Consider the following 13,368-nt stretch of genomic DNA (forward strand, 5'->3'; position numbering starts at 1 on the left):
ATCAGCGGATAATACCGCGCGTCGAGCGGGCAAAGAAGTCGAGAAACACTTGTACTGCCGGATGACTAACGGCCAGTGCTTCAATCTCGGGTTTAACATCGTCGAGTGTTCTACCACTGCGGTAAATTAATTTGTAGGTGTTACGAATAGCATGCTGGGTTTCTTTATCAAAACCACGGCGTTTCAGACCTTCAATATTAATCCCGAACGGTGTGGCGTGATTGCCTTGGGCAATAACATAAGGTGGAACATCCTGCGCTACGCCGGAACAACCACCAACCATAACATGCGCACCAATAACACAAAATTGATGAACCGCCGTCATCCCGCCGATAATGGCGTAATCACCGATGTAGACATGACCACCCAACGTTGCATTGTTAGCCAAAATACAACGGTCACCAACCATGCAGTCATGGGCAATATGTGTATTGATCATCAATAAATTGTCGTTACCGACTTTAGTCAACCCACCACCTTGTACCGTGCCACGATGAATACTCACACTTTCGCGAATACGGTTACGATCGCCAATCTCGACACATGTCGGCTCTCCCGCATATTTCAGATCCTGATTAACTTCACCAATAGAGGCAAACTGATAAATTTCATTATCACAACCAATTTTAGTGATACCGTTAACCACAACGTGAGATTTGAGTACCGTTCCTGCACCGATTTCGACCTGAGAACCGACATAACAAAACGGACCGATATGCACACCGGCACCGATAACAGCACCCTCTTCAATAACCGAGCTGGGATGAATAAAGGCAGTTTTATCTATCACGCTATCAAACCTCCCGACGACGAGCACACATCATTTCAGCTTCACAAGCCACTTCTCCATCGACTTTGGCTACACCTTTAAAACGGGCGACACCACGACGTTCTTTAATAAACTCGACTTCCAGGATCATCTGATCACCTGGCTCTACCGGGCGTTTAAAACGGGCTTCATCAATGGCAGCAAAATAATAGAGTTCGCCAGGTTCAAGTTTACCAACACTTTTAAATGCCAATATTCCGGTTGCCTGTGCCATTGCTTCCAAAATCAGTACACCGGGGAAAATAGGCTTCCCTGGGAAATGCCCTTGAAAAAAAGGCTCATTGAAAGAAACATTTTTAACCGCACGTAAAAATTTCCCTGCTTCAAAATCCAGCACACGATCTACCAGCAAAAAAGGATAACGATGCGGTAACAACTCCAGAATTTCTTCAATATTCAGAGTATGGGTGTCAGTATTCAAAATACTCTTCCTGTCCATATAAAATTGATGTCATCAACAACACGGCTCGTATAGTTCCTAAAACAGGGAACATCAAGCAGGCCGCAAATAAGGATTAAGCGCCTTTGCGCTCGTCTTGCTTGTAAAACACGGCGGAGATAAATATTGGTGACTAGATTTTTCCGAGCTTGCGCTCAACAGCTTTCAGCCGCTTACTTATATCATCAATATTCATTACCAATGCTGCGGTCTTACGCCAGACTTTATTGGGCTGCAACGGAATTCCTGATGAATAGACGCCAGGCTCGGTGATAGGGCGCATTACCATACCCATGCCAGTCACTGTTACTTTGTCACAAATTTCCATATGACCATTAATCACGCTGGCCCCACCAATCATGCAATAACGGCCGATCTTCAAACTTCCTGCCATAATCACACCACCAGCAACTGCGGTATTGTCGCCAATCACAACGTTGTGTGCAATCTGGCACTGGTTATCAATGATGACACCATCACCGATGATCGTATCATCCAATGCGCCACGATCGATGGTAGTATTGGCACCGATCTCGACGTGATCACCGATTTTAACCGTCCCTAGTTGTGGTATTTTTATCCAGTTACCACGATCATTCGCATAGCCAAAACCATCTGCGCCAATCACTGCTCCTGATTGAATCAGACACTTTTTACCCAGCACGACACTATGGTAAATCGTTACATTAGCCCATAAACGGGTTCCTGCGCCAATTCTGGCATTTTTTCCAATAAAACAACCGGCACCGATCACCGCGCCATCACCTAGTACGGCACCAGATTCAATGACTGCATTGGCACCAACTGATACAGAATCCCCCAAACACGCATCGGAAGCAATCACTGAGGCAGGTGATATACCCTGAGCCGGAGTCGGCGTAGTATCCATCAACTGCGCCATACGCGCATATGTCAAATAAGGATTCTTTACTACCAACGCAGGAATCTTGCAATAAGGTAAATCCGCTTCTGTCAGTACGACAGCTGATGCTTGCGTATCTGCCAGTTGTTCACGATAGCGGCTATCAGACAAAAAAGTGATCTGACCTGCCAGTGCTGAATGCATCGACGCAACAGCGGTGATGACGATATCGCCATCACCGTGTAATTGAGCATCCAACTGTTGTGCCAAGGCGTCCAGTCGAATTGAAAGCATGTATTATTTAGCCTGTGTCAACACGTCAGCAGTAATATCTTTTGCATTATCCGCATAAGCAATAGCATTAGCGTCAATCACAATGTCATAACCCTGCTTTTTAGCAACAGCTTTTACCGCATCCTGAATACGGCTCAAAATCTTGTTACGTTCTTCCACCTGACGACGACGGTTATCCTGATCGAAAGCCTGCGCTTTGGTAGAAAATTCTTTGCGCTGTGCCATTATCGCTTTTTCCATTTTACTACGATCACTGGCTTTCATTGTCGAGCCATCACGCTGTAGTTTCTGCATTTTCCCCTGCAGATCGCGTTCCATAGCCTGTAGTTCAGAAGCACGGCCTTTGAATTCATTTTCCAGTTGTTTAGCAACTGTTTCTCGCTGTGGCAGCTGTTGAAAAATGCTGGAAATATTGACAATTGCAATTTTGTCAGCAGCCTGCACGCTGGCTGAAACAGCCAACACGAAACCAAGACCCGCAGCATACAACCACTTTTTCACTATAAAACTCCTCACCCTAACTGATTTGTGCTTTTCACACATTGTTAATCTGCACAGTACAATGGTTTCGGCACACTAGCTTGAACACCGGCGCCATAATATCCGTGCGACGCTTGCCTATATGATCAGATTACCAGGTCTTACCAATATTAAACTGGAACTGCTCCGACTTATCCCCACTATATTTCTTAATCGGTTGGGCATAAGAGAATACCAATGGCCCAAGTGGTGACATCCATTGTAGCGCAATACCGGAAGAAATACGGATGTTACCAGGGCTATTATAATCAGGTACTCCAGCAGCCACGGTTTGTGCTGTATTTTCCCAGTGGGTATCCCATACCGTACCAGCATCCACAAAGAGGGAAGTACGTACTGAACTGGCGTATTTCTCACTGATGAACGGTGTCGGAACGATTAATTCACCACTCATCACTGCCATAGCATTCCCGCCAACAGCATCACTGCTATTGTCGATCGGGCAATTGGCATAAGACGCCGCACCAGAAGCACAATTGTAATAAGCCGCCTTCGGACCAATCGTGTTAGAACGGAAACCACGCACGGTACTGGAACCACCAGCATAGAAGTTATCGTAGAACGGCACTTCTTTTCCGCCCAGGCCATCAGCGAATCCGGCTTTGGTCCTGCCCATCAACACCCAATCATGGTTTTCACTCAGTGGGAAATAGCTCGTTGAATCAAAAGTCAGCTTATAGTATTCGTTATCCGAACCTGGCACGGTCACTTTTGCATTCAGAGAAGCACGGCTACCTGCTGTTGGGAAATAACCACGATCAAGGTTGTTATAAGTCCAACCGGTTTTTGCAAAGAAATCGTTCGCCGAGACGTCGGCACTGCTAGTAGAGTTAGATTCAGTGACAACATCAGGATGGATACCCATTTTCCCCAGATAACGCCACATAGACACTTGTGGCTTCATATCCGATAGATCATTGTGGACATAATCTAAACCAACGTTCAGCGAGTTATTTTCGTTAACCGGGAAGCCCAGCGTGGCGCCGGTTCCGTAACTGCGGTCAGTATAGTCGGACAAATCAGCATTATTGGCGTCAAAATTATTATAGAAGATTCGTCCACCTAAACTGACTCCGTCGACCGTAAAATACGGGTCAGTCATGGAGAGTTCAATATAGGTCTGGTAATCATTCTTCGTGCCACTAATCCCCACAGAATTACCGGTACCCAACCAGTTATCCTGTTGCACCCCAGCTTGAAAACTGACGCCACTTTCCGTACCGAAACCAATACCAAAGTTAAAAGTACCGGTATTTCGTTCTTTTACCTTATAGATGACATCTACTTGATCTGGTGTTCCTGGTACGCGCTGGGTTTCAACATTTACGCTTTCAAAATAACCCAGACGGTTGAGACGTTCTTTACCTTTTTCGACCAAATTGTTAGCAAGCCAACCGCCTTCCATCTGGCGCATTTCCCGCCGTAGCACAGAATCTTTGGACGTATCGTTACCTTCAAAACGGATACGGCGTACAGAAAAGCGATTCCCCGTATCAACATTGATATTCAAGCGAACCGTTTTATCCGCATCGTTGATTTCAGGCTGGGTAACCACACGTGGATAGGCATAGCCATAACGCCCCAACAGTTTCTTGATATCATCTTCCATCCGGGTCACTTTAGTGCCGTTATACAGCTCTCCCGGCTGGATTTTGGTCAGCGCCTCGATTTCAGCCGAATGGCCAGCCAGATTGCCACGGACCGTCACACCAGACAGCTTGTATTGCTCGCCTTCGGTCAGGTTAATGGTGATGTAAATACCTTTTTTGTCTGGCGTCAGGCTAACCTGCGTCGAATCGATTTTGAAACGTGCATAACCACGATCCAAATAGAAACTACGCAATGTTTCCAGGTCACCGGAAAGTTTTTGCTTCTGATATTTACGATCGCCGACAACATTCCACCAGGGAACCTCATCACGTAGTTGAAAATGAGAAATCAACTCATCAGAGTTAAATGCCTTATTCCCAACAATATTAATCTGTTGGATTTTCGCTGATACCCCTTCCGTGAACACCAACTTAAGGTCGACACGATTACGCGGCAGCGGAGTCACTATTGCTTTTACCGTAGCGCTATATTTACCCACGCTATAGTAAAAATCTTCCAGACCTTTCTCAATATTGGAAATCGTTGTGCGATCAAGTGCATCGCCTACACGAACACCGGAGGCATCCAGATTCTCCTTCAGCATTTCTTCCTTAACCGATTTATTGCCGGAGAAAGTTATACTGGCGATCGTTGGACGTTCTTTAACCTGGACAACCAGTGTTTCGCCATCACGCAGGACTCGGACATCCTCAAAGTTTCCGGTCGCAAATAAAGCGCGAATGGTATTACCGATATCTTTATCACTAACGGTATCCCCCACTCGGACTGGCATACTAAGTAATGCCGCACCGACGGCAACCCGCTGCAGGCCCTCGAAATGAATATCTTTCACTACGAACCCGTCTGCACCGTATACGGTGGCGCTGCTAAACAGCAGCGACGCTATGAGCAACTTTTTCATCGCCATCGTTGTTATGCGCTTATCCTAACCTGGTCTCACACCTAAAGGCGGGAGAAATCATTGAAAAGTGCGAGCCCCATTAACATCATCAGCAACACCGTGCCAATGCGATAACCGAAGTTCTGCACACGCTCGGAAACCGGCTTACCCTTCAGTTTTTCAAGCACCAGAAAAAGCAGGTGACCACCATCTAATACCGGTAGAGGAAACAGATTGATGACCCCCAGATTGACGCTTATCAATGCCAAAAACATCAGGTAATAAATCAATCCATAATCCGCTGACATCCCTGCCCCCTGAGCAATCGATATCGGCCCACTCAGGTTGTTCAACGTTATATCGCCGGTAATCAACTTACCCAGCATACTGACCGTCAGCTTCATTAATTGCCAGGTTTTATCGCTGGCTTCATAAATAGCGCCAAACGGCCCATACTGACGTACCGTTCTATACTCATCGGGCAATGGTATGACTCGAGGGACAACACCAGCGAAACCCACATATTGACCTTGTCCCACAGACTTCTTGTCTGGCGTCAGAGACAACGTCAGGGTTTCCCCTCCTCTTTCAACCTCCAGAGTGACTACATTACCTGGGTTATCACGTATCGTGGTAACAAACTGCTGCCAACGCGTCAGCGGTTGACCATCGACTTTAACGATCCTGTCCCCGACATCTAAACCCGCCTTTTCTGCGGCTGAATGAGGCTGGACTTGTGTTAATACTGCGTCGATCTGCGGTCCACGAGGAACAATTCCCAACGAAACGGCAGGATCCTGTTTATCGGGCTCAAAATGCCAGTCACGCAAATTCAACGTTTTCCGTTCAATCTGCGACGAACCCAATGGCGCGGTACCAATGATAACTTCAGGATCACCAATCTTGCCAATCAGAGCCAGACGTGCACTATCCCAATCAGGCGTTTCGATACCGCCAATGGTCTTTAGTTCCATTCCTGGTGAAATTTGCGCGTGTGATGCAATCGAATCGGGCAAAACTTCACCAACCACTGGGCGTATGCCTGGTACTCCGATGATAAACACCATCCAGTATGCAAAAACAGCGAAGATAAAATTGGCAATTGGGCCGGCACTTACAATCGCAGCACGTTGCAAGACAGTTTTATTATTGAAGGCTTGGTGGAAAAGTGCTGTCGGGACATTATCAATCCGGCCATCCAGCATTTTAACATAACCACCAAGAGGGATGAGTGCGATAACGTATTCTGTACCATGACGATCATAGCGTCGCCACAACGCTTTACCAAAACCAATCGAAAAGCGTTCGACTCTGACGCCGCATCGGCGTGCGACCCAGAAATGGCCGAATTCATGAACCGTTATCAATACACCTAATGCAATGATAAATGCGGCCAGATTCCAGAGGATATTCATCATAAACAGGCCTTAACCTTTTCCCTAAATAGCTTTAAAAATCAGTAGCATCAGGCAAGAAAAAACCGGTACTGCCGCAGTAAGACTATCTATACGATCCAAAACACCACCATGACCAGGTATCAAGTGACTACTGTCTTTTAGACCTGCTTCACGTTTGAACATGCTCTCGGTCAGATCACCCAGAACCGAAGCTAACGCGGCCACAATAGAGCAAACCAGCAACGTTGTCATTGACGTCGCCAGTGGCACATAGTGACTAAAGAGTAGCGAAATCAGCGCGGAAGTCACTAATCCTCCAACCAAACCTTCCCAGGTTTTTCCTGGTGAAACCTTAGGTGCAAGTTTACGCTGCCCAAATAGCCGACCAAACATATAGGCACCACTGTCCGCTCCCCATACAAGCAACATGACATACAACAACCACCAGGCGCCGGCGTACGGATTAGACTCGTAGTCATACTGCCGTAATGCCAACATTCCCCAGAAAAATGGGACAATAGTCAATACACCGAAGAGCAGGCGAAGTATCCGTGAAGAACGCCACAATGATGCTGACGCCGGATAAAACAGCACCAGTAGCAAAGCCAGGCTCCACCAAACTAACGATGACCAGAGTGACATCCTGACTTGCAAGATAGATACAGGATGATGATATGGCGGAAGGGTAAATAGCATCAGAGCCAGCAACAAGCCACAAAAAATCGCCAACCAGACTCGATGAGTATAGGATGCAAATCCGGCAAATTGCCCCCATTCCCAAGCTGCAAGCATGCATACCGCCAACGTAACCAAGGCAAAACCCACAAGCGGCAATAAAAACAGTGCAGCGATAACAGCAGGAATAAGAATCAAAGCAGTTATCAGACGGTACTTCAGCAAAAGTTCTCCCTAGGATACATCAGTATCAATAGGTGTTGTTCCCCCGAAGCGACGCTCACGTTGTGCAAATGCATTCAGAGCACCTTCAAAGACTTGTTCATCAAAATCGGGCCAGAGAACATCGGTAAAATAAAGCTCAGCATAGGCAATCTGCCACAGTAGAAAATTGCTGATACGGTGCTCACCACCGGTTCTTATTACCAAATCCACAGGCGAGAGATCACTCAGACAGATGTAACGGCATAGAGTTTCTTCATTGATGGTATCAGGGCGTAAAACGCCTTCCTGTACCTGCTCCGCTATCTTTCTGACACTCTGAATGATATCCCAACGGCCGCCATAATTTGCAGCGATATTCAGCGTAAGCCCAGTATTATTTTCTGTCAGATGTTCCGAGCGGCGAATCCGTTCCTGTAACCGAGTATTAAAACGACTGATATCGCCAATAATACGTAACCGGACGTTATGTTTGTGAAGATTTTTTACTTCACTATCGAGCGCCCGTACAAACAACTCCATCAAAGACGTCACTTCCTGCGTCGGACGATTCCAGTTTTCGCTGCTGAACGCATATAGCGTCAACGCATCAAGATGATGACTGACAGAAAAACTCACAGCACGACGAACAGACTTTACCCCCGCCTGATGCCCGAATATCCGCAGTTTACCCCGATGTTTAGCCCAGCGCCCATTACCATCCATAATAATGGCGACATGACGTGGCCCAACGGGTAACTGATTCTGACTACCTTGCTGATTTTCGGACGGCATAACGTGTACTTAATTTCCTCAAATAAGAAAAACGGCTGTTTATCCGTGACGTTCGATCTGACCAGCGCAAAAATCGCGAACAGGTAGAACCTATTGCCATCGTTGACCGTCACACCCATCCCCCACACCAAATGGCGCAGACTATATCATTTCAATGGCACGTGAACAAACGCGCGATCAACTAAGGTTGCTGATATCGCAACAATGTCTGGGTGGCAATACGTCTGGCCCAACGATCAATGACAAGAACGTCGTCCACACTGTCAGGCTCGGGTAAAGCAAGCTGTTCCAACACGCTCTGGTTGACCGCAGCAATATCAGTAAAACGGATACCCAAACGTAGAAATGCCTCTACCGCAACTTCATTAGCAGCATTCAGTGTGGTTGTGGCGGCCTGCCCTTGATTACAGGCTTCAATGGCCAGCCGCAAACAAGGATAGCGATGATAATCTGGTGCTGAAAATGTCAATGCGCCAAGACGACAGAAATCCAACGTTTCTACGCCGGAATTCACTCGTGCCGGATATGCCATCGCGTGGGCAATCGGCGTACGCATATCGGGAGCGCCCAACTGCGCCAGCACACTGCCATCCCGGTAACGCACCATGGAATGGATGACCGACTGAGGATGAATGATAACCTCCATCTGTGCTTCCGAAGCATTGAAAAGCCAGCGGGCTTCAATGTATTCCAGCCCTTTATTCATCATGGTCGCCGAATCCACTGAAATTTTGCGTCCCATCGACCAGTTAGGGTGAGCACAAGCCTGATCGGGGGTCATTGTACTCATTTCTGCTAGCGGGATTTCACGAAAAGGCCCACCAGACCCAGTCAAGATAATTCGCTCGACACCGTATTGAATCAGAGAACCATGCCCCAACTGACATTGGATTTGCTCAGGTAAGCTCTGAAAAATGGCATTATGCTCGCTGTCTATGGGCAACAATTGTGCACGGCTTTTTGAAACAGCGTCCATAAACAGACGGCCGCAGGTAACCAGCGACTCTTTATTGGCTAACAGCACCTGTTTATCGGCTCGGATGGCCGACAACGTTGGAAACAATCCTGCCGCCCCCACAATGGCCGCGATGACCTGATCAACATCATTCAGCGCCGCTAGTTCGCACGCAGCTTGCTCTCCCGCCATTACTTCTGTACGACAACCATGCTGGCTTAGCTGCCAGCGTAATTCCCGGGCAGAACTCTCATCTGCCATTGAGGCATAGGTTGGATGGAATTCCAGGCATTGTTCTACCATGCGGGATACATTACGTCCGGCGACTAATGACTTGACCGAAAATTTATCAGGATTGGCCCGAATGACCGACAGTGAACTGACGCCAATCGAACCGGTAGAACCAAGGATGGTCAGTGTCTTCATGAAATGCTCTGAATAACTGCAATTGATTACAGGGAGGTAACTCAGTCTGAAACGATTAACATAAACTGTCTATGACCGTTATAAAAAAAATAACCCTGCATCAAGGGAACAATAAAAAATAAAGCGCCGCAGGGAGAGAAGGAATACATACTGTTCCTACCCGGCGACGCCGACCCAAACTGATGGATTAAAAATCCATCAGTTCGCTTTCTTTATCAGCCAATGTGGCATCAACCTTTTTGATATAACTGTCAGTCAGTTTCTGAATATCATCCTGAGCACGATGTTCTTCATCTTCACTGATAGTCTTGTCTTTCAGTTGGGCCTTTAATTTGTCATTCGCATCACGGCGGACGTTGCGGACAGAGACGCGGCTTTGCTCAGCTTCACCACGGACGACTTTGATCAGATCCTTACGACGCTCCTCCGTCAACGGCGGCAGCGGTACACGAATAACGGAACCTGCCGACATAGGATTAAGCCCCAGATCGGATTTCATAATTGCTTTTTCAACTGCTGCTCCCAACGTGCGATCGAATACCGTGATCGACAAAGTACGGGAATCCTCTACTACAATGTTGGCAAGCTGACGCAACGGGGTCGCAGTGCCATAATATTCAACATGAATACCGTCCAGTAAGCTGGGAGAGGCACGGCCGGTACGGATTTTGCCGATCTGGTTCTTAAAAACCTCAACGCATTTTTCCATGCGTGTTTCAGCATCTTTTCTGATTTCATTAGTCACGTTGTGAACCCTTGAAAACTGGTTGCCTGTCAGATCACGTCTCGACATGATCCGGTGAATAATTTACACCAGCGTCAGCTGGCAATGTATGGCGCTATCTTGTGCCACCAAAACAGAATATTACCTTACTTTTGTCGTCAGCCGTTATTACTGATCAACGTCCCTTCTTTTTCACCCATCACGACACGCCGCAATGCACCCGGTTTATTCATATTAAACACCCGGATTGGCAAATTATGATCTCTCGCCAAGGTAAAAGCAGCCAAATCCATAACTTTAAGTTCGCGTTCCAGTACGTCCTGATAGCACAGTGTTTCGTACAGCGTAGCATTGGGATCCTGTATCGGATCGGCGGAATAAACACCATCGACCTTGGTGGCTTTCAATACCACATCAGCTTCGATTTCAATGCCGCGCAAACAGGCAGCAGAATCGGTGGTAAAAAAAGGATTACCTGTCCCGGCGGAAAAAATCACTACGCGATTATTACGCAACAGGCTGATGGCTTCTGCCCAACTGTAATTATCACAGACACCATTCAATGGGATAGCAGACATCAAACGGGCGTTGACATAGGCCCGGTGCAATGCATCACGCATCGCCAGTCCATTCATTACCGTAGCCAGCATACCCATATGGTCACCCACAACACGGTTCATGCCTGCTTTAGCCAAACCAGCACCACGAAACAGGTTACCACCGCCTATTACCACTCCGACCTGGATATCCAGCTCAACCAGTTCTTTTACTTCCTGAGCCATGCGATCCAGGATGCTTGCATCAATACCGAAACCTTCGGCGCCTTGCAGGGCTTCGCCACTAAGCTTGAGCAGGATACGTTGATATACAGGTTTTGAGTTGGTTGCCATGGTGTTTTTGTCCTAACAGGCTGTCATCGTATTGAGGGTTATTACAATGACACTGAGCGACCTAGGATAAAGATACGCTCAGTGCCACGAAACTATTTTTAAGGTTGGATAAAAAGGAACCGCCGATTGGCGGTTCCTTTTTATAATTAAGACTGCTTACTCATTGCCGCGACTTCAGCAGCAAAGTCAGTTTCAGCTTTCTCAATGCCTTCACCTACTTCAAAACGGATGAAGCCGCTTACACTGGCACTATGCTCTTTCAGCAACTGACCAACCGTTTTGCTTGGATCCATGACAAAATGCTGACCAGACAGAGAGATCTCACCGGTAAATTTACGCATGCGTCCTTCAACCATTTTCTCTGCAATTTCACGCGGTTTTCCAGATTGCATCGCAATGTCCAACTGAATCTGATACTCACGAGAAACAACGTCAGCCGGTACGTCTTCGGCGTTAACATATTCTGGTTTGCTAGCCGCAATGTGCATAGCAACGTGTTTGATCAGTTCTTCATCAGCACCCGTGGCCGCGACGAGAACACCGATACGCGCGCCATGCATATAAGAACCCAAAGCATCACCAGTCTGAACAGCAACACGGCGAATGTTGATGTTTTCACCAATCTTGGACACCAGCGCAGTACGGCCTTCTTCAAACTTCGCTTTCAGTGCTTCAACATCGGAGATGCGCTCATTCAGTGCGGCATTGATAACATCTTCACCAAAAGCTTTAAAACCGGCATCTTTAGCCACGAAGTCAGTTTCACAGTTCAGTTCAACAACAACACCGTATTTGCCGTCTGCAGAAATTTTGGTCAGGATAATACCTTCAGCGGCAACACGTCCTGCTTTTTTCGCAGCTTTAGCCTGGCCTGATTTACGCATGTTATCGATGGCCAGCTCAATGTCACCATTCGCTTCAACCAGTGCTTTCTTACATTCCATCATGCCGGCGCCAGTACGCTCACGCAGTTCTTTTACCAGGGCAGCGGTAATTTCAGCCATTATCTTTTCCTCGGTTATCTCATGGGGGAGATAAGTAAAAGGGGGCCTAACAGGCCCCCTAACCAACATATGTCATACCTGGTTAATAAGGGCTCAAAAGAGCCTGTCTTATTATTCAGCTTCGACGAAGCTCTCTTCTGCCTGTTCAACCAGATCCTGAGAACGACCTTCGCGCACAGCAGTTGCGACCGCACTCAGATACAGGTTAATTGCACGAATAGCATCATCATTACCAGGAATAATGTAATCAACACCGTCTGGATCGGAGTTGGTATCAACGATAGCAAATACCGGAATACCCAGGTTGTTTGCTTCTTTGATAGCAATGTGTTCATGATCGGCATCAATAACGAATAGCGCGTCAGGCAGGCCGCCCATGTCTTTGATACCACCAAGGCTGTTTTCCAGCTTGTCCAGTTCACGAGTACGAACCAGCGCTTCTTTCTTGGTCAGCTTGTCGAAAGTACCATCCTGAGACTGCGTTTCCAGATCTTTCAAACGCTTGATGGACTGACGAACGGTTTTCCAGTTAGTCAGCATACCGCCTAACCAGCGATGGTTCACGAAGAACTGATCACAGTTGGTAGCTGATTCTTTTATCGCTTCGCTTGCTGCGCGCTTAGTACCAACGAACAGAATTTTACCCTTGTGAGAAGCAATTCTGCTCAGCTCAGCGAGAGAGTCGTTGAACATCGGCACGGTTTTTTCAAGGTTGATGATGTGAACTTTGTTACGTGATCCAAAAATGAAAGGTTTCATTTTCGGGTTCCAGTAACGGGTCTGGTGACCAAAGTGTACGCCAGCCTTAAGCATGTCGCGCATGGAAACAGTTGCCATGATTACCTC

13 protein-coding genes are annotated in these 13,368 nt (G+C 47.2%); all 13 read right to left on the minus strand.

Going from position 1 to position 13,368, the window contains the following annotated elements; genetic code table 11:
* Position 1: 1 nt before the first annotated feature.
* Positions 2-790 (minus strand): acyl-ACP--UDP-N-acetylglucosamine O-acyltransferase, encoded by a 789-nt coding sequence (lpxA, locus tag CWC46_RS19435; protein WP_021014884.1) that lies wholly within the window; start codon positions 788-790, stop codon positions 2-4.
* Positions 791-794: 4 nt separating this feature from the next.
* Positions 795-1,250 (minus strand): 3-hydroxyacyl-ACP dehydratase FabZ, encoded by a 456-nt coding sequence (fabZ, locus tag CWC46_RS19440; RefSeq protein ID WP_021014883.1) that lies wholly within the window; start codon positions 1,248-1,250, stop codon positions 795-797.
* Between the two features lie 151 nt (positions 1,251-1,401).
* Entirely contained in the window at positions 1,402-2,424 is a 1,023-nt protein-coding gene (lpxD, locus tag CWC46_RS19445; protein ID WP_021014882.1) for a UDP-3-O-(3-hydroxymyristoyl)glucosamine N-acyltransferase, read from the minus strand.
* A 3-nt stretch (positions 2,425-2,427) separates the two neighbouring features.
* Entirely contained in the window at positions 2,428-2,925 is a 498-nt protein-coding gene (gene skp / locus CWC46_RS19450; protein WP_021014881.1) for a molecular chaperone Skp, read from the minus strand.
* A 130-nt stretch (positions 2,926-3,055) separates the two neighbouring features.
* Positions 3,056-5,482 (minus strand): outer membrane protein assembly factor BamA, encoded by a 2,427-nt coding sequence (gene bamA / locus CWC46_RS19455; protein WP_021014880.1) that lies wholly within the window; start codon positions 5,480-5,482, stop codon positions 3,056-3,058.
* Between the two features lie 35 nt (positions 5,483-5,517).
* Entirely contained in the window at positions 5,518-6,873 is a 1,356-nt protein-coding gene (gene rseP, locus CWC46_RS19460) for a sigma E protease regulator RseP (protein ID WP_021014879.1), read from the minus strand.
* A 21-nt stretch (positions 6,874-6,894) separates the two neighbouring features.
* Positions 6,895-7,752 carry a phosphatidate cytidylyltransferase gene (gene cdsA / locus CWC46_RS19465; protein WP_021014878.1) on the minus strand — a complete coding sequence of 286 codons (858 nt, stop codon included), beginning with the start codon at positions 7,750-7,752 and terminating at the stop codon, positions 6,895-6,897.
* 9 nt (positions 7,753-7,761) lie between these two features.
* Entirely contained in the window at positions 7,762-8,523 is a 762-nt protein-coding gene (ispU, locus tag CWC46_RS19470) for a (2E,6E)-farnesyl-diphosphate-specific ditrans,polycis-undecaprenyl-diphosphate synthase (protein ID WP_021014877.1), read from the minus strand.
* A gap of 181 nt (positions 8,524-8,704) precedes the next feature.
* A complete protein-coding gene (gene ispC / locus CWC46_RS19475; RefSeq protein WP_021014876.1) occupies positions 8,705-9,904 on the minus strand; it encodes a 1-deoxy-D-xylulose-5-phosphate reductoisomerase in 1,200 nt (399 codons plus the stop codon).
* Positions 9,905-10,091: 187 nt separating this feature from the next.
* Entirely contained in the window at positions 10,092-10,649 is a 558-nt protein-coding gene (gene frr / locus CWC46_RS19480; RefSeq protein WP_021014875.1) for a ribosome recycling factor, read from the minus strand.
* Positions 10,650-10,786: 137 nt separating this feature from the next.
* Positions 10,787-11,518, minus strand: a complete 732-nt coding sequence (pyrH, locus tag CWC46_RS19485) for a UMP kinase (RefSeq protein WP_021014874.1) — start codon at positions 11,516-11,518, stop codon at positions 10,787-10,789.
* 146 nt (positions 11,519-11,664) lie between these two features.
* On the minus strand, positions 11,665-12,522 hold the full coding sequence (tsf, locus tag CWC46_RS19490; RefSeq protein WP_021014873.1) for a translation elongation factor Ts: 858 nt from the start codon (positions 12,520-12,522) through the stop codon (positions 11,665-11,667).
* A gap of 111 nt (positions 12,523-12,633) precedes the next feature.
* Positions 12,634-13,359 carry a 30S ribosomal protein S2 gene (rpsB, locus tag CWC46_RS19495; RefSeq protein ID WP_021014872.1) on the minus strand — a complete coding sequence of 242 codons (726 nt, stop codon included), beginning with the start codon at positions 13,357-13,359 and terminating at the stop codon, positions 12,634-12,636.
* Between the last annotated feature and the right edge of the window lie 9 nt (positions 13,360-13,368).

It is taken from the genome of Prodigiosinella confusarubida (assembly GCF_002847015.1).
Taxonomy (GTDB): Bacteria; Pseudomonadota; Gammaproteobacteria; order Enterobacterales; family Enterobacteriaceae; genus Prodigiosinella; species Prodigiosinella aquatilis.